The organism is Rahnella victoriana (assembly GCF_004330295.1).
Lineage (GTDB): Bacteria > Pseudomonadota > Gammaproteobacteria > Enterobacterales > Enterobacteriaceae > Rahnella > Rahnella victoriana.
Genome location: NZ_SJOJ01000019.1, coordinates 1 through 15,192, shown reverse-complemented (window position 1 = coordinate 15,192; position 15,192 = coordinate 1). Strand labels below are relative to the sequence as shown.

At 49.0% G+C, this 15,192-nt stretch carries 21 protein-coding genes; 15 read left to right on the top strand and 6 right to left on the bottom strand.

All coding sequences use genetic code 11. From position 1 onward, the window contains the following. Position 1 precedes the first annotated feature (1 nt). The 10 genes from secY (at position 2) to EYY67_RS16225 (ending at position 5,749) form a co-directional block, all read left to right on the top strand. Entirely contained in the window at positions 2 to 1,333 is a 1,332-nt protein-coding gene (secY, locus tag EYY67_RS16270) for a preprotein translocase subunit SecY (RefSeq protein WP_014333605.1), read from the top strand. A 33-nt stretch (positions 1,334 to 1,366) separates the two neighbouring features. Further along, the gene (gene rpmJ, locus EYY67_RS16265) at positions 1,367 to 1,483 is read left to right on the top strand and encodes a 50S ribosomal protein L36 (RefSeq protein ID WP_012768118.1); all 117 of its coding nucleotides are present in this window, start codon (positions 1,367 to 1,369) and stop codon (positions 1,481 to 1,483) included. A 148-nt stretch (positions 1,484 to 1,631) separates the two neighbouring features. Next, the gene (gene rpsM, locus EYY67_RS16260) at positions 1,632 to 1,988 is read left to right on the top strand and encodes a 30S ribosomal protein S13 (RefSeq protein ID WP_013573704.1); all 357 of its coding nucleotides are present in this window, start codon (positions 1,632 to 1,634) and stop codon (positions 1,986 to 1,988) included. Between the two features lie 17 nt (positions 1,989 to 2,005). Then, positions 2,006 to 2,395, top strand: a complete 390-nt coding sequence (rpsK, locus tag EYY67_RS16255) for a 30S ribosomal protein S11 (protein WP_004929731.1) — start codon at positions 2,006 to 2,008, stop codon at positions 2,393 to 2,395. Between the two features lie 30 nt (positions 2,396 to 2,425). Continuing rightward, entirely contained in the window at positions 2,426 to 3,046 is a 621-nt protein-coding gene (gene rpsD / locus EYY67_RS16250) for a 30S ribosomal protein S4 (protein WP_095923750.1), read from the top strand. A 25-nt stretch (positions 3,047 to 3,071) separates the two neighbouring features. Then, positions 3,072 to 4,061: a DNA-directed RNA polymerase subunit alpha gene (locus EYY67_RS16245; RefSeq protein WP_002919219.1), complete on the top strand. Its 990-nt coding sequence runs from the start codon at positions 3,072 to 3,074 to the stop codon at positions 4,059 to 4,061. Between the two features lie 40 nt (positions 4,062 to 4,101). Next, entirely contained in the window at positions 4,102 to 4,491 is a 390-nt protein-coding gene (gene rplQ / locus EYY67_RS16240) for a 50S ribosomal protein L17 (protein WP_013573706.1), read from the top strand. 171 nt (positions 4,492 to 4,662) lie between these two features. Then, positions 4,663 to 5,031 carry a DnaJ family domain-containing protein gene (locus EYY67_RS16235; protein WP_095923749.1) on the top strand — a complete coding sequence of 123 codons (369 nt, stop codon included), beginning with the start codon at positions 4,663 to 4,665 and terminating at the stop codon, positions 5,029 to 5,031. A 2-nt stretch (positions 5,032 to 5,033) separates the two neighbouring features. Beyond that, on the top strand, positions 5,034 to 5,450 hold the full coding sequence (gene zntR, locus EYY67_RS16230; protein ID WP_131693881.1) for a Zn(2+)-responsive transcriptional regulator: 417 nt from the start codon (positions 5,034 to 5,036) through the stop codon (positions 5,448 to 5,450). Positions 5,451 to 5,548: 98 nt separating this feature from the next. Beyond that, positions 5,549 to 5,749 (top strand): alternative ribosome-rescue factor A, encoded by a 201-nt coding sequence (locus tag EYY67_RS16225; protein WP_095923747.1) that lies wholly within the window; start codon positions 5,549 to 5,551, stop codon positions 5,747 to 5,749. A 20-nt stretch (positions 5,750 to 5,769) separates the two neighbouring features. Here EYY67_RS16225 and mscL read toward each other — a convergent pair whose 3' ends face one another. The 5 genes from mscL to def all read right to left on the bottom strand — a co-directional run bounded on the left by mscL (position 5,770) and on the right by def (position 10,587). Then, positions 5,770 to 6,186, bottom strand: a complete 417-nt coding sequence (gene mscL, locus EYY67_RS16220) for a large-conductance mechanosensitive channel protein MscL (RefSeq protein WP_095923746.1) — start codon at positions 6,184 to 6,186, stop codon at positions 5,770 to 5,772. A gap of 125 nt (positions 6,187 to 6,311) precedes the next feature. After that, positions 6,312 to 7,688 (bottom strand): Trk system potassium transporter TrkA, encoded by a 1,377-nt coding sequence (gene trkA, locus EYY67_RS16215; protein ID WP_095923745.1) that lies wholly within the window; start codon positions 7,686 to 7,688, stop codon positions 6,312 to 6,314. 60 nt (positions 7,689 to 7,748) lie between these two features. Next, positions 7,749 to 9,038 (bottom strand): 16S rRNA (cytosine(967)-C(5))-methyltransferase RsmB, encoded by a 1,290-nt coding sequence (rsmB, locus tag EYY67_RS16210; RefSeq protein ID WP_131693880.1) that lies wholly within the window; start codon positions 9,036 to 9,038, stop codon positions 7,749 to 7,751. A gap of 75 nt (positions 9,039 to 9,113) precedes the next feature. Continuing rightward, positions 9,114 to 10,073 carry a methionyl-tRNA formyltransferase gene (fmt, locus tag EYY67_RS16205; RefSeq protein ID WP_195817664.1) on the bottom strand — a complete coding sequence of 320 codons (960 nt, stop codon included), beginning with the start codon at positions 10,071 to 10,073 and terminating at the stop codon, positions 9,114 to 9,116. 1 nt (position 10,074) lies between these two features. Beyond that, positions 10,075 to 10,587, bottom strand: coding sequence for a peptide deformylase (gene def / locus EYY67_RS16200; RefSeq protein ID WP_119825222.1), 513 nt, complete (start codon positions 10,585 to 10,587; stop codon positions 10,075 to 10,077). A gap of 128 nt (positions 10,588 to 10,715) precedes the next feature. Between def and dprA the strand changes: the two genes are divergently transcribed. Genes dprA through aroE form a run of 5 tightly spaced genes read left to right on the top strand, consistent with a single transcriptional unit; the run spans position 10,716 to position 14,308 of the window. Beyond that, complete coding sequence (gene dprA / locus EYY67_RS16195; RefSeq protein WP_131693878.1) at positions 10,716 to 11,885, top strand: DNA-protecting protein DprA; 1,170 nt, start codon at positions 10,716 to 10,718, stop codon at positions 11,883 to 11,885. After that, positions 11,857 to 12,330 (top strand): DUF494 family protein, encoded by a 474-nt coding sequence (locus EYY67_RS16190; protein ID WP_095923740.1) that lies wholly within the window; start codon positions 11,857 to 11,859, stop codon positions 12,328 to 12,330. Before dprA ends, EYY67_RS16190 begins: the two co-directional genes overlap by 29 nt. Positions 12,331 to 12,354: 24 nt before the next feature. Next, the gene (locus EYY67_RS16185; RefSeq protein ID WP_131693877.1) at positions 12,355 to 12,915 is read left to right on the top strand and encodes a DNA topoisomerase family protein; all 561 of its coding nucleotides are present in this window, start codon (positions 12,355 to 12,357) and stop codon (positions 12,913 to 12,915) included. Further along, positions 12,908 to 13,477: an L-threonylcarbamoyladenylate synthase type 1 TsaC gene (tsaC, locus tag EYY67_RS16180; protein WP_131693876.1), complete on the top strand. Its 570-nt coding sequence runs from the start codon at positions 12,908 to 12,910 to the stop codon at positions 13,475 to 13,477. Before EYY67_RS16185 ends, tsaC begins: the two co-directional genes overlap by 8 nt. A 3-nt stretch (positions 13,478 to 13,480) precedes the next feature. Then, on the top strand, positions 13,481 to 14,308 hold the full coding sequence (gene aroE, locus EYY67_RS16175) for a shikimate dehydrogenase (RefSeq protein ID WP_131693875.1): 828 nt from the start codon (positions 13,481 to 13,483) through the stop codon (positions 14,306 to 14,308). A 52-nt stretch (positions 14,309 to 14,360) separates the two neighbouring features. Here aroE and EYY67_RS16170 read toward each other — a convergent pair whose 3' ends face one another. Beyond that, the gene (locus EYY67_RS16170; protein ID WP_131693874.1) at positions 14,361 to 14,903 is read right to left on the bottom strand and encodes a gamma carbonic anhydrase family protein; all 543 of its coding nucleotides are present in this window, start codon (positions 14,901 to 14,903) and stop codon (positions 14,361 to 14,363) included. Positions 14,904 to 15,192: the final 289 nt, after the last annotated feature.

Below are 15,192 nucleotides of genomic sequence, written 5' to 3'. Positions count from 1 at the left end.
GATGGCTAAGCAACCGGGATTAGATTTTCAAAGTGCCAAGGGTGGACTAGGCGAACTGAAGCGCAGACTTTTGTTTGTTATCGGTGCGCTGATTGTTTTCCGTATCGGCTCTTTTATTCCGATCCCTGGTATTGATGCCGCTGTACTTGCCAAATTGCTCGAGCAGCAAAGAGGTACCATCATTGAAATGTTTAACATGTTCTCTGGTGGTGCCCTTAGCCGTGCTTCAATCTTTGCTCTGGGGATCATGCCGTACATTTCTGCATCGATCATTATCCAGCTGTTAACGGTGGTTCATCCAGCGTTAGCAGAAATAAAGAAAGAAGGGGAGGCTGGCCGTCGTAAGATTAGTCAGTACACCCGTTACGGTACGCTGGTATTGGCAGTGTTTCAGTCGATCGGTATTGCTACCGGTCTGCCGAACATGCCTGGTATGCAAGGTCTGGTGTTAAATCCAGGCTTTGCGTTCTACTTTACTGCAGTTGTGAGCTTAGTGACTGGGACAATGTTCCTGATGTGGCTGGGTGAGCAAATTACTGAACGAGGTATCGGTAACGGTATTTCAATCATTATCTTTGCAGGTATCGTAGCGGGTCTCCCGCCAGCAATCGCCCATACTATCGAACAAGCTCGGCAAGGCGACCTGCACTTCCTCCTGTTGCTGTTGGTTGCAGTTTTAGTGTTTGCAGTGACTTTCTTTGTGGTGTTTGTTGAACGTGGTCAACGTCGTATCGTCGTTAACTATGCTAAACGCCAACAAGGTCGTCGTGTCTATGCAGCACAGAGCACGCACTTACCGTTGAAAGTGAATATGGCCGGGGTTATCCCAGCAATCTTCGCTTCCAGCATTATTCTGTTCCCTGCCACGATTGCATCATGGTTTGGGGGCGGGACTGGTTGGAACTGGCTGACTACGATTTCGCTGTATTTGCAGCCTGGGCAACCGCTTTATGTGTTACTCTATGCGACTGCAATCATCTTCTTCTGTTTCTTTTATACTGCGTTGGTGTTCAACCCGCGTGAGACAGCAGATAACCTGAAGAAGTCCGGTGCATTTGTACCAGGAATTCGTCCGGGAGAGCAAACGGCGAAGTACATTGATAAAGTGATGACTCGTTTAACCTTAATTGGTGCGATGTATATTACTTTCATCTGCCTTATCCCGGAGTTCATGCGTGACGCGATGAAAGTTCCATTCTACTTTGGTGGTACTTCTCTACTGATCGTAGTCGTCGTTATCATGGACTTTATGGCTCAAGTGCAAACTCTGATGATGTCAAGTCAGTACGAGTCTGCATTGAAGAAAGCAAACCTGAAAGGCTATAACCGCTAATCTGGTGAGTTTGCGAAGTTACGGAGAGTAAAAATGAAAGTTCGTGCTTCCGTCAAGAAATTATGTCGTAACTGCAAAATTGTTAAGCGTAACGGTATCGTTCGCGTAATCTGCAGCGCAGAACCGAAGCATAAACAGCGTCAAGGCTGATTATCTCGCATATTTTTCTTGCAAAGTTGGGTTGAGCTGGCTAGATTAGCCAGCCAATCTTTTGTATGTAAGCAGCAATACTATTTGAGTATCCTGAAAACGGGCTTTTCAGAATGGTATTGCCGTATATAAATAGTAGGAGTGCATAGTGGCCCGTATAGCAGGCATTAACATTCCTGATCAGAAACATACCGTGATCGCATTAACTTCGATCTACGGCATCGGCAAAACCCGCTCACAGTCTATCTGTGCTGCATCAGGTATTGCTGAAAATGTTAAGATCAGTGAGCTGTCTGAAGAGCAAATCGAAAAACTGCGTGACGAAGTTGCCAAGTTCATTGTTGAAGGTGATCTGCGTCGTGAAGTCACCCTGAGCATCAAGCGTCTTATGGACCTTGGAACTTATCGTGGTTTGCGTCATCGTCGTGGTCTTCCAGTACGCGGTCAGCGTACCAAGACTAACGCACGTACCCGTAAGGGTCCGCGTAAACCGATCAAGAAATAATCGGGGTGATTGAATAAATGGCAAAGGCACCTGTTCGTACACGTAAACGTGTAAGAAAACAAGTCTCTGACGGCGTGGCTCATATCCATGCTTCTTTCAACAACACCATTGTTACCATTACCGATCGTCAGGGTAATGCTTTGGGTTGGGCAACAGCTGGTGGTTCCGGTTTCCGTGGTTCTCGTAAATCCACTCCGTTCGCAGCTCAGGTTGCAGCAGAGCGCTGCGCTGACGCAGTGAAAGAATACGGTATCAAGAATCTGGAAGTTATGGTTAAAGGACCTGGTCCTGGTCGTGAGTCTACTATCCGCGCATTAAACGCGGCTGGTTTCCGCATCACTAATATTACTGATGTGACTCCTATCCCTCATAACGGTTGTCGTCCGCCGAAAAAGCGTCGCGTATAACGCTGCTTTTAGGTTTGTTGGAGAGAGAAAATGGCAAGATATTTGGGTCCTAAGCTCAAGCTTAGCCGTCGTGAGGGCACAGATTTATTCCTTAAATCTGGCGTTCGCGCGATCGATACCAAGTGTAAAATTGAACAAGCTCCTGGTCAGCATGGTGCGCGTAAACCGCGTCTGTCTGACTATGGTGTACAGTTACGTGAAAAGCAAAAAGTTCGCCGTATCTACGGTGTTCTGGAGCGTCAGTTCCGTAACTATTACAAAGAAGCAGCACGCCTGAAAGGCAACACCGGTGCAAACCTGTTGCAACTGCTTGAAGGTCGTTTGGACAACGTAGTTTATCGTATGGGCTTCGGCGCTACTCGTGCGGAATCCCGCCAGTTAGTTAGCCACAAAGCTATCATGGTAAACGGTCGCGTTGTTAACATCGCTTCTTATCAGGTATCTCCGAATGACGTTGTCAGCATCCGTGAGAAAGCTAAAAAGCAATCTCGCGTGAAGGCCGCTTTGGAGTTGGCTGAACAGCGTGAAAAGCCGACTTGGCTTGAAGTTGATGCTGCTAAGATGGAAGGTGTGTTCAAGCGTATGCCTGAACGTACTGATCTGTCTTCCGACATTAACGAACACCTGATCGTCGAGCTTTACTCCAAGTAAAGCTTAGTACCAAAGAGAGGACACAATGCAGGGTTCTGTGACAGAGTTTCTAAAACCGCGCCTGGTAGATATCGAGCAAGTCAGTTCGACGCACGCCAAGGTGACCCTTGAGCCTTTAGAACGTGGCTTTGGCCATACTTTAGGCAACGCACTGCGCCGTATTCTGCTTTCATCCATGCCGGGTTGCGCGGTGACCGAGGTTGAGATTGATGGTGTACTGCATGAGTACAGCACCAAAGAAGGCGTACAGGAAGATATCCTGGAGATCCTGCTCAACCTGAAAGGGCTGGCGGTGAGAGTTCAAGGGAAAGATGAAGTTATTCTTACCCTGAATAAGTCTGGCATTGGCCCTGTGACTGCAGCCGACATTACCCATGATGGTGATGTCGAAATCGTCAAGCCGCAACATGTCATCTGCCACCTGACCGATGAGAACGCTGCTATCAGCATGCGTATCAAAGTTCAGCGCGGTCGTGGTTATGTGCCGGCGTCTGCCCGAATTCATTCGGAAGAAGATGAGCGCCCAATTGGTCGTCTGTTAGTAGATGCATGCTACAGCCCTGTAGAGCGTATTGCCTACAATGTTGAAGCAGCGCGTGTAGAACAGCGTACTGATTTGGACAAGCTGGTTATCGAAATGGAAACCAACGGTACGATCGATCCTGAAGAGGCGATCCGTCGTGCGGCGACCATTCTTGCTGAACAACTTGAAGCTTTCGTTGATTTACGTGATGTACGTCAACCGGAAGTCAAAGAAGAGAAGCCGGAATTCGATCCAATCCTGCTGCGCCCTGTTGACGATCTGGAATTGACTGTCCGCTCTGCTAACTGCCTTAAGGCAGAAGCAATCCACTACATCGGTGATCTGGTACAGCGTACCGAGGTTGAGTTACTTAAAACACCTAACCTGGGTAAAAAATCTCTTACTGAGATCAAAGACGTACTTGCGTCCCGTGGTTTGTCTCTGGGCATGCGCCTGGAAAACTGGCCACCAGCAAGTATTGCTGACGAGTAACCGGATCACAGGTTAAGGTTTTACTGAGAAGGATAAGGTCATGCGCCATCGTAAGAGTGGTCGTCAACTGAACCGTAACAGCAGCCACCGACAGGCTATGTTCCGTAACATGGCCGGCTCTTTGGTTCGTCATGAGATCATCAAGACGACCCTGCCGAAAGCGAAAGAGCTGCGTCGCGTTGTTGAGCCGCTGATTACTCTTGCCAAGACCGACAACGTTGCAAATCGTCGTCTGGCATTCGCCCGTACTCGTGATAACGAGATCGTGGCAAAACTGTTTAATGAACTGGGCCCGCGTTTCGCGAGCCGTGCCGGTGGTTACACTCGTATTCTTAAGTGTGGCTTCCGTGCAGGCGACAATGCGCCGATGGCATACATCGAGCTCGTTGATCGTGCAGAGTCAAAAGCAGAAGTAGCAACTGCTGAATAATCTGTAGATGCATGAAAAAACCGGGCTTTTGCCCGGTTTTTTTACATCTGAATTTTAGTGCCCCACTTCTTTTTCTTACCGCAATATTTGTCCTGCGTTTCTTCCTCTTTTAAGCCAGTCAGTCAGAGACTATGATTCACAATGATTCGTTCTGATGAGTAGAGGAAAATCATGTTTTTGATTGATCAATGGGTTGAAAAGCACATCAAAGATGCTCAGGAAAAGGGCGAGTTTGATAATCTGCCCGGAAGCGGACAACCCCTTGTTCTGGATGATGACAGCGCTGTTCCGGATGAGCTCAGAACCTCCTATCGTATCCTCAAAAATGCGGGTTACTTACCCCCGGAATTACAGGATCGAAAGGAAGCAATCGAACTGGATCATTTGCTGCAAACATTAGGCAGTGATGACCCGAACTTTGCGCCCACTGAAAAGCGACTGAAAGTCTTGCAGTTACGTTTACAGCAAGCCGGAATGAATACTGATTTCCTTCACGGGCATTACGAAAATGCACTGATAGATAAATTCAAAGGTAAATAGACATGTATAAAATTGGTGAGCTTGCCAGCCTGGCAAATGTATCCACAGATACCGTCCGCTACTACGAAAAGCAGGGGATGATGAGTGCGGGGACACGTAATCCCTCGGGTTACCGTCAATATGACGACAGTGATGTGCAGCGGTTACGCTTTATCCGCTATGCCAAATCGACGGGTTTTACACTCGATGCGATTAAGGAGTTACTTTCGATTCGGATCGATCCTCTGCATCACACCTGTCAGGAATCAAAATCTATCGTAGATGAAAGACTTGCCGAGGTTGAGTTGAAATTAAAAGAGCTTAATCAGATGCGCGAATCGTTGCAGATACTCAGTGCCGCCTGCTGCGGCTCCGCGCATACCAGTGTAAGTTGTTCTATTTTGGAAGCACTGGAAGATGGTGCTGGAAAAGTTGCATGAGCCTTCGCACCTGTCTATAAACCGCTTTCACAGTAATAATTATCGCAGTATGATGTGCGCGTATTTTGTTCAACATGTATGACAATAATCGAGGTTATATGTCCCACTATAAGCATCAGAAAGGCACTATTCAGGATAACGCATTGCAGGCACTTCTTCATGACCCGCTGTTTAAACAGAGAGTTGAGAAAAATCAGAAGGGGAAAGGGAGTTATCGGCGCAAAGAAAAAAATGGCAAGGGGAGTTATCTGGAGGGCAGTGTTGAGTGTTCGCTTGAGTATTCAACACTGCCCTTCTAAAAAGTCTTCGCAGAGAGGGCTTACAGTTTTGGTGTCTGCTGTTCTTTCAGTAAATCGCGAATTTCCGCTAACAGAGTTTCTTCCGCAGTAGGTTTTGGTGGTGCAGCGGGTTTGTCTTCCTGCTTACGACGCATTTTGTTCATCAAGGTAATTGCGCAGAATATAGCCAGTGCGACGATGACGAAATCAAAAATATTCTGAATAAATACCCCGTAATGCATGACTACGGCGGGTGTTGCTCCCTGAGCATCCCTGAGTACGAAAGCAAATTGCTTAAAATCGACCCCACCAATCAGTAAACCCAGTGGCGGCATAATAATATCGGCGACAAATGAAGATACTATTTTGCCAAATGCGGCCCCGATGATAACACCGACAGCCAGGTCGACCACGTTGCCACGCATGGCAAACTCACGAAACTCTTTCATAAAACTCATAAATACTCCTTGGCAAATTCATCAAATATAACAAACCAAGTAAAGACCATTTGTGGTGTCTTCGCTACAAAAGTTCTTACCCGAAGCCTGATTAACGCTAAATTCGATTAACAGTGACACCCGAATTATAAGAAGAATGGGCTTGGCTGGAACAGGCGCTCTACATCCCTGACAAATTTCTTGTCGGTGATAAACATCACCACGTGATCACCTTGTTGGATCCGGCTGGTACCGTTAGCAATGATTACGTCATTTCCGCGGACAATCGCCCCGATAGTCGTGCCGGGCGGCAGTTTGATTTGCTCTACAGTACGGCCAACAACTTTAGATGTTGTTTCGTCACCGTGTGCAATGGCTTCAATCGCTTCAGCGACACCACGCCGCAGGGATGAAACGCTGACTATGTCCGCTTTCCTGACGTGTCCCAGCAACGCGGAGATGGTTGCCTGCTGGGGTGAAATTGCTATATCGATAACGCTGCCCTGAACCAAATCGACATACGCGCTGCGCTGAATGAGTACCATGACTTTTTTGGCGCCCATGCGCTTGGCAAGCATGGCCGACATGATATTGGCTTCGTCATCATTGGTAATTGCAATGAACACATCGACTTGTTCAATATGTTCTTCGGCCAACAGTTCCTGATCGGACGCATCGCCATAGAAAACAATGGTGTCCTGCAGGATTTCCGCAAGCTCAGCGGCACGCTGTTGATCACGTTCGATCAGTTTTACGCTGTAGTTTTTTTCCAGCCGTTGTGCCAGACCCGCACCGACATTACCGCCACCTACAATCATGATTCGCTTATAAGGCTTTTCCAGCCTCTGAAGCTCACTCATGACTGCACGGATATGCTGAGAAGCGGCCACAAAGAAAACTTCGTCACCAGCCTCAACGATGGTGGATCCCTGCGGACGGATAGGACGATCCTGACGGAAAATCGCGGCCACACGGGTTTCAATATGCGGCATATGCTCACGCATTGAAGACAGCGCGTTGCCCACTAACGGCCCGCCGTAGTACGCTTTTACTGCGGCAATGCTGACTTTCCCTTCAGCGAAATTCACCACCTGCAATGCACCCGGATACTCAATGAGTTTGTAGATGTAATCCGTCACCAGTTGTTCTGGCGAAATCAGGTGATCAATCGGCACGGCTTCGGGATGGAAGAGCTTTTCGGATTCACGGATGTATTCGGTTGAACGAATGCGGGCAATACGATTGGGGGTATTAAAAAGCGAGTAGGCGATCTGACACGCCACCATATTGGTTTCGTCCGAATTGGTCACAGCGACCAGCATATCGGCATCTTCCGCACCGGCTTCTCGCAGTACGCGCGGATGTGAACCATGACCCTGGACGACCCGCAGGTCGAATTTATCCTGAAGCTGGCGCAGCCGGACGGTATTCGTATCGACAACCGTGATGTCGTTGTTCTCACCCACCAGGTTTTCGGCGAGTGTTCCGCCAACCTGCCCGGCCCCGAGAATTATTATTTTCATATGACTCTCTGCTTTGCCTCGAAGGTATCAGCCTGCGTAAAAAGCACTAATACAAGATGATCAGCTTTTGATGAGTTTAGCGTAATAGAAGCCATCGCCATCTTCAGCATGGGGAAGATTTTGTCGGCCAGGTTTTTCCGCCGTTCCGGTTTCAACCAGCGTTGCCTCCGGATGAGATGCCAGAAACGCGGCGATTTGCTGGCAATTTTCATCTGGCAAAATTGAGCAGGTGGCGTAAACCATGACACCCTGGCTTTTTAATCGTGGCCAGACAGCTTCAAGAATTTCTCTCTGAAGCTTCGCCAGTTCGGCAATATCGCTGTCCCGGCGCAGCCATTTGATATCAGGGTGTCGGCGAATAACACCGGTCGCTGAGCAAGGGGCATCAAGCAAAATCCGATCGAAGAGGCGATCACCGGCCCACGCCTGCGGCTCACGGCCATCACCTTGTTTCACTTCTGCACTCAGTTTCAGGCGCTGCAGATTTTCATGAACGCGTTTCAAACGCTGCTCATCCACATCAATTGCGAGAACATGTGCTTTTGGTGCAGCTTCCAGAATGTGAGTTGTTTTACCGCCAGGCGCACAACATAAATCGAGGATCAATTCGCCATTCTGCGGATCCAACAGATCAACACTGCCCTGCGCCGAAGCATCCTGTACGGTGACCCAGCCTTCAGCAAAACCAGGAAGCAGGTTCACCTGGCAAGGTGTCATCAGCCTTAATGCATCGCTGTACTCATGATGCGGCATGGCTTCAATCTGGGCTTCATTCAGCAGATGCAGGTATTCTTCGCGGGTATGGTGCATTCTGTTGACGCGCAACCACATTGGTGGCCTTTGATTGTTTGCTTCAATAATCGCTTCCCAATCAGCTGGATAGGCTTTTTTCAGGCGGTTAAGCAGCCAGCTTGGGTGAAGATAACGGCTGTCATTGTTGGCCATGCGGGGCAGTAATTCTTCCTGCTGTCGCTGAAACTGACGTAAAACACCGTTGATAAGGCCTTTAAGCTGAGGACGTTTCAGTGCCACGGCACCGTTCACAGTTTCAGCAAGAACGGCATGCGCCGGAATACGGGTGTGGATTAACTGATACAGGCCAACCATCAGCAAGTAATGCAAAGTTCTTTGCTTACCAGTGAGAGGTTTTGCCATCAGTTGCTGCAAACACCATTCCAGCTGAGGAAGAACCCGAAGCGTACCAAAACACAGTTCCTGAAGGAGTCCGCGATCTTTTTCTGAGACATTTTTTTGCAGACCAGGAAGCACGGTAGACAAGGATAAACCTTTGTCCAGAACCTGACTGATGGCTTGGGCGGCAATGCTACGGAGATTATAGGCTGTTTTCATAGTCAAAAAAGCTGACCGGAGCCAGCATCATCAGAGAGATAAGGCCCGACGAAATATCGGGCGTAGTCGTTATGGTCAGGCTAAACGGGTGCCTTCGGTAAACCATTCGCGACGAGAGTTCAGCAAGTCTTGTGCAGACATCGCTTTTTTACCCGAAGGTTGTAGCTGGGTAATGTTCAGGATCCCGTCGGCCGTCGCAATCTGAATGCCTTTTTTGTTGGCAGACACAATGGTTCCGGGAGCCGCACTGCTTTTCTCTGACAAACATTCCGCCTGCCAGACTTTAACCGGTTGTTCTTCAATCATGAAAAAGCTGACAGGCCAGGGATTAAACGCGCGAATACAACGCTCGAGTTGTTCAGCGGATAAGTTCCAGTCTAAACGGGCCTCTTCCTTGCTCAGTTTTTCAGCGTAGGTGACGTGTTCTTCGCTTTGAACTTCCGGTCTGGCGGTACCGTTTGCCAACTGCTCAAGAGTTTCCAGCATGCCTTGCGGGCCAAGTTCGGCCAGCTTGTTATAAAGCGATGCGCTGGTGTCTTCGGGCAGGATGTCACACTCGACTTTATGCAACATGTCACCGGTATCAAGCCCGACATCCATCTGCATGATCGTGATGCCTGTTTTGGCGTCGCCAGCCCACAGAGAACGTTGGATCGGCGCGGCGCCACGCCAGCGCGGCAGCAAAGAGCCGTGCACATTGATGCAGCCCAGTTTCGGCATATCCAGCACTGCTTTAGGTAAAATCAAACCATAAGCAACAACAACCATGACATCAGCCTCTAACGAGGAAACCAGCGATTGGTTTTCTTCAGGGCGTAACGATTTAGGTTGGAAAACAGGAATGTCGTGGGTTTGAGCCAGAACTTTTACCGGGCTTGCGGTGAGTTTATTTCCGCGGCCAGCCGGGCGATCAGGCTGAGTGAAAACACCGACAACCTGATGTTCTGATGATAAAAGCGCGTCGAGATGACGCGCTGCAAAGTCGGGAGTACCGGCAAATATGATTCGCAAAGCAGTGTCCTGTGTTACACGAATATTAGTCAGCCCGTGCGTTCAGCTTGGCCATTTTTTCCATTTTCTGGCGAATACGCTGACGTTTCAGTGGAGACAAATAATCCACGAACAATTTGCCCACCAGATGATCCATTTCATGCTGGATACAAATTGCCAGCAAGTCATCAGCTTCCAGTTCGAAGGATTTGCCTTCACGGTCAAGTGCGCGAATTTTAACTTTTTCCGCACGCGGCACCAGCGCCCGTTGATCCGGGATCGACAGGCAGCCTTCTTCAATCCCCGTTTCGCCGCTCTTTTCCAGCAATTCCGGGTTGATGAGAACCAGACGCTCGTCGCGATTTTCAGAGACATCAATAACGATGATCCGTTGGTGAATGTCGACCTGAGTAGCAGCAAGACCAATGCCTTCCTCTGCATACATGGTTTCAAACATATCATCCACGATCTGCTGGATTTCGGCGTTAACTTCTTTGACCGGTTTTGCAGTTATGCGAAGCCGCTCGTCTGGGAAATGTAATATCTGTAATACGGACATATTTTTCTGGATCTTTATTCAATTGATTGAAGATATATAGACTCTATTCTAGACATTTCCTGCCCCGATTGACAGCATCCTCTGCCAATTGAATCAGTCGCCGAAAGGCATTGAGAAGGGAAAGGATAATGACATTACAGGAAGTATGGATACGTTTATCTGCGGTGAAACGCCTCGGTGCAAGACATGCCCTTGAGATCGTTCAGGCATTATTTTGTCGCGGAACGTATTCGCCGTCAGCGTTGCCCGTCTGCGGTCTTTCAGCCGAACAGGTCGCAGACTTTCAGCATCTCAGTCAAAAGTGGGTGTCAGCATCTCTGCGATGGCTGGAAGGGGACAACCGCCACCTGGTGACGTTCGGTAGCGCGTTGTATCCGCAGCTGCTGGCACAAATATCCTCCCCACCTTTAATGTTGTTCGTCGAAGGCACCGCTGATCTGCTCCAGTCTGCGCAAATCGCAGTGGTGGGTAGCCGGAATTTCACGCACTACGGCGAACAATATGCTCAGGTTTTTGCCGGTGGCCTTGTCAGCAGCGGTTTTACCGTCACCAGCGGACTGGCAATGGGGATTGATGGCATCAGCCACAGGGCAACATTAGAGGCTCAGGGGAAGACGATTGCGGTGCTGGGCAGCGGGCTGCTGAACCGTTATCCACTCCAGCATGCAAAGCTTGCGGACCATATCCTTGAGCAGGGAGGGGCTCTGGTCTCTGAGCATCTGGTAACGGCTCCGCCTTTAGCTGCTCATTTCCCCCGGCGGAACCGTGTGATTAGCGGGTTAAGTGCCGGTGTGCTTGTGATTGAGGCAACGTTGCGCAGCGGGTCACTGATTACCGCGCGTTATGCGCTGGAACAGGGAAGAGAAGTTTTCGCGTTACCCGGCCCGTTGGGAAGTGTCACCTCAGAAGGCACGCACTGGCTGATTCAGCAGGGGGCGTATCTGGTGACGGCACCCAATGATATCGCTGAACAGATAGGAAGCGGGCTGACGTGGTTTCCCAATATCCAGTCTTCAGAGTCTTTTAAACGGACACCGGCGAAACGATTAACGGCGTCAGAGGCGATTATTTGTGCATCAGATAGCGAAGTTGAATTGCCATTTGCTGATGTGTTGGCTAACGTAGAATATGAGGTGACATCTGTTGACGTCGTCGCCGAACGTGCCGGCCAACCTGTGCCAGAAGTGGTAGGTAAACTACTCGAGCTGGAGTTAGCAGGATGGATCGCAGCTGTATCCGGCGGCTATGTCCGAATTAAGAGGGCAAGCCATGTTCGACGTACTAATGTACTTATTTGAAACTTACATTCACAACGAAGCGGAGATGAATGTTGACGAGGATAGGTTAACGGATGACTTGACCGAGGCTGGTTTTCACCGGGCCGATATTCACAATGCGCTGAATTGGCTTGAAAAACTTGCGGATATGCAAGAGGGTGGAACCCCATCTTATATGCTGGATTCTGATCCTTCAGCATTGCGTGTTTACACCGATGAGGAAACAAGTCGGTTAGATTGCAGTTGTCGTGGTTTTCTGTTGTTCCTCGAACAGATCAAAGTATTGAATTTCGATACCAGGGAGATGGTTATCGATCGTGTTATGGCTCTGGACACTGAGGAATTTGATCTTGAGGATCTGAAATGGGTCGTGCTGATGGTTCTGTTTAATATTCCCGGATATGAAAGTGCGTATCAGCAAATGGAAGAGCTATTATTTGAAGTTAATGAAGGTTATCTCCATTAAGAGATAACAGGTAAAACGTAACCTATGACAAAAGCAGCACTTTTTGCTGAGAAGCAAAATGGATCCTGTCCAGAATGCGGGGCCGGGTTGGTGATCCGTAGTGGTCGCCACGGCCCTTTTCTCAGTTGTTCATCCTATCCACAATGCCAATATATTCGTCCCCTGAAATCACAGGCAGATGGTCATATTGTGAAAATTCTGGAGGGACAAGCATGCCCTAAATGTGAATCTACTTTAGTGCTGCGTCAGGGCCGCTATGGAATGTTTATTGGCTGCAGTCAGTATCCTGAATGTGACCATATTGAAGCCATCGATAAACCTGAAGAAACCAGCCTCGGATGCCCGCAATGTGCAAAAGGTCATTTACTACAACGAAAATCACGTTTTGGTAAAGCTTTCCACGCCTGTGACCGTTACCCGGATTGCCAGTTTGCTATCAACAATAAGCCGGTGGCGGGTGAGTGCGAACATTGCCACTACCCCTTATTGATGGAAAAGAAAACGGCTCAGGGAATAAAGTTATTCTGTGCCAGTAAATTGTGCGGTAAGGCCGTCGAAATAAAAGATAACGAACAAGATGAATAAAGAAACAGAAAATACATTAAGCACAGTGCTTGAAGCGCTGCGCGGGCAACAAGTCATTGCGTATCCGACAGAAGCAGTATTCGGTCTGGGTTGTGATCCTGACAGTGAACAAGCAGTAGAGGCCCTTCTGGCACTTAAAAAGCGGCCTAAAGATAAAGGACTGATTCTGATTGCTGACAGCTACCAGCAACTCCTTCCCTATATCGATGACTCATCATTAACTGAGCAGCAACTTCAGCATATCTGGTCATTCTGGCCCGGCCCGGTCACCTGGGTGATGCCAGCGAAGCCATCGACACCAGACTGGTTAACCGGCCGCTTCAGCTCGCTGGCCGTCCGTGTCACCGATCATCCCCTGGTAAAAGAACTCAGCCAAAAGTTTGGCAAACCGCTGGTGTCCACCAGTGCCAATCTGAATGGCCAGCCGCCGTGCCGACTTTCCGACGAGGTCAGACGCCAGTTTGGAAATGATTTCCCGGTGCTGAATGGCCATGTGGGAGGAAGAGACAATCCATCTGAAATCAGGGATGCCATTACCGGCAACCTTATTCGTCAGGGCTAAACAATGAAAGTCACGCCATCCTTTGCAGTATTTGGGAATCCTATCGGCCATAGTAAATCCCCGCGTATTCATGCGCTGTTTGCCAGCCAGACGGGAATTGATCACACCTATGGTACGGTTCTGGCTCCGCATGAAACGTTTGAAGAAACCCTGCGATCCTTTTTTGAAGACGGCGCTCGTGGTGCCAATATTACTGTCCCTTTCAAAGAGCGTGCTTTTGCACAATCTGATGAGCTGACGGAACGTGCTGCGCTGTCCGGAGCGGTTAACACCCTCAAAATATGTGAGGATGGGCGACTGCTTGGGGATAACACGGATGGCATCGGTATGCTGAGTGATCTGGAGCGGCTGGCGCTTTTGCAGCACGGCGACCGGGTTTTACTGGTCGGTGCGGGTGGGGCCGCGCGTGGGGTGATCCTTCCTCTGTTGTCTTATGGCTGTTCAGTGATCGTCACAAACCGGACGTTTGAAAGGGCGCAGCAGCTGAGCCATATTTTCGAAGAAAAAGGAGATATCCGCGCGGTAGCATTAGCGGATCTCGCTGATGAATCTTTCGATCTGATTATTAACGCCACAGCATCGGGTATCAAAGGTGAGATCCCGTCGATCCCCGAAAAAGTACTGACAGCCCGGACTCGCGTCTACGATATGTATTATCAGGCAGGATTAACGCCTTTTATTGCGTGGGCTATAAATAATGGGGTAATCCGTTATGCCGATGGATTGGGTATGCTGGTGGGGCAGGCGGCTCATGCTTTCTATTTATGGCATGGCGTGATGCCGGAGATAGAACCTGTGCTGGAACAGCTAAAGGAAGATTTGCTGGGATAACCGGTAATGCCTGAACAGTCCGGATTCATTACTGTTCAGGCAACGCACTTCTTTATGGTTCTTGCGACAGATAGAGATCTTTCCATGTCACATAGTTATTAGAAGAGTACGTCAGTCCTGCGAGTTCTTCAGAGGTCAGTTCCCGTATCTGCTTAACGGGGCTGCCTAAATAGAGGTAGCCACTTTCAAGCGTCTTGCCCGGTGGAACCAGGCTACCGGCACCAATCATGACATCATCTTCTACAATCGCCCCGTCCAGCAAAATGGATCCCATCCCGACCAGAACCCGATTTCCGATTGTGCAGCCATGCAGCATTGCTTTATGTCCGACAGTAACATCTTCCCCAATAATAAGAGGATAGCCCTCGGGATTCTGTCGTGACTGATGGGTCACATGTAGCACACTGCCATCCTGAACATTGGTTCTGCAGCCGATTACGACATTATTCACATCACCACGTATGACAACTAACGGCCAGATGCTGACATCATCCGCAAGATCCACATCGCCAATGACCACACTGGAGGGATCAACCATGACTCTTTCGCCCAATGTGGGTGTTAATCCCTGATAAATACGTAAAGCCTCAGACATCTGTAAGTACCCCATAAGTGAGTTATAACCTTGGCAATATAGTTCGGGTCAGAGGAAATACCAATTTGGACCCGCTGAGATCGGTGTCAAAACCAGCGGATCGGGTGAGATCTCCGCGAAAGGGTCGAAAAACACGCAGTCGATCCTTTTATTGGAAAAAAGGCTTGTGCAAAAAAATCGGATCCCTATAATGCCGCTCCATCGACAGGGAACAACGTGAACAACATCACGAAGTGACCGGGTCGGAAAGATTAAAAACAGTGATGACCGGATGAAATAAACGGTTGAC

Excerpts from the sequence above, each read along its gene's own strand:
- EYY67_RS16235 (WP_095923749.1), top strand. The coding sequence starts at position 4,663 with ATGTTTTTGATTGATCAATGGGTTGAAAAGCACATCAAAGATGCTCAG.
- rpsK (WP_004929731.1), top strand. The coding sequence starts at position 2,006 with ATGGCAAAGGCACCTGTTCGTACACGTAAACGTGTAAGAAAACAAGTC.
- rpmJ (WP_012768118.1), top strand. The coding sequence starts at position 1,367 with ATGAAAGTTCGTGCTTCCGTCAAGAAATTATGTCGTAACTGCAAAATT.
- EYY67_RS16225 (WP_095923747.1), top strand. The coding sequence starts at position 5,549 with ATGTCCCACTATAAGCATCAGAAAGGCACTATTCAGGATAACGCATTG.
- mscL (WP_095923746.1), bottom strand. The coding sequence starts at position 6,186 with ATGAGTTTTATGAAAGAGTTTCGTGAGTTTGCCATGCGTGGCAACGTG.
- dprA (WP_131693878.1), top strand. The coding sequence starts at position 10,716 with ATGACATTACAGGAAGTATGGATACGTTTATCTGCGGTGAAACGCCTC.
- EYY67_RS16185 (WP_131693877.1), top strand. The coding sequence starts at position 12,355 with ATGACAAAAGCAGCACTTTTTGCTGAGAAGCAAAATGGATCCTGTCCA.
- EYY67_RS16245 (WP_002919219.1), top strand. The coding sequence starts at position 3,072 with ATGCAGGGTTCTGTGACAGAGTTTCTAAAACCGCGCCTGGTAGATATC.
- rplQ (WP_013573706.1), top strand. The coding sequence starts at position 4,102 with ATGCGCCATCGTAAGAGTGGTCGTCAACTGAACCGTAACAGCAGCCAC.
- rsmB (WP_131693880.1), bottom strand. The coding sequence starts at position 9,038 with ATGAAAACAGCCTATAATCTCCGTAGCATTGCCGCCCAAGCCATCAGT.
- tsaC (WP_131693876.1), top strand. The coding sequence starts at position 12,908 with ATGAATAAAGAAACAGAAAATACATTAAGCACAGTGCTTGAAGCGCTG.
- trkA (WP_095923745.1), bottom strand. The coding sequence starts at position 7,688 with ATGAAAATAATAATTCTCGGGGCCGGGCAGGTTGGCGGAACACTCGCC.
- EYY67_RS16170 (WP_131693874.1), bottom strand. The coding sequence starts at position 14,903 with ATGTCTGAGGCTTTACGTATTTATCAGGGATTAACACCCACATTGGGC.
- aroE (WP_131693875.1), top strand. The coding sequence starts at position 13,481 with ATGAAAGTCACGCCATCCTTTGCAGTATTTGGGAATCCTATCGGCCAT.
- rpsD (WP_095923750.1), top strand. The coding sequence starts at position 2,426 with ATGGCAAGATATTTGGGTCCTAAGCTCAAGCTTAGCCGTCGTGAGGGC.
- def (WP_119825222.1), bottom strand. The coding sequence starts at position 10,587 with ATGTCCGTATTACAGATATTACATTTCCCAGACGAGCGGCTTCGCATA.
- secY (WP_014333605.1), top strand. The coding sequence starts at position 2 with ATGGCTAAGCAACCGGGATTAGATTTTCAAAGTGCCAAGGGTGGACTA.
- EYY67_RS16190 (WP_095923740.1), top strand. The coding sequence starts at position 11,857 with ATGTTCGACGTACTAATGTACTTATTTGAAACTTACATTCACAACGAA.
- zntR (WP_131693881.1), top strand. The coding sequence starts at position 5,034 with ATGTATAAAATTGGTGAGCTTGCCAGCCTGGCAAATGTATCCACAGAT.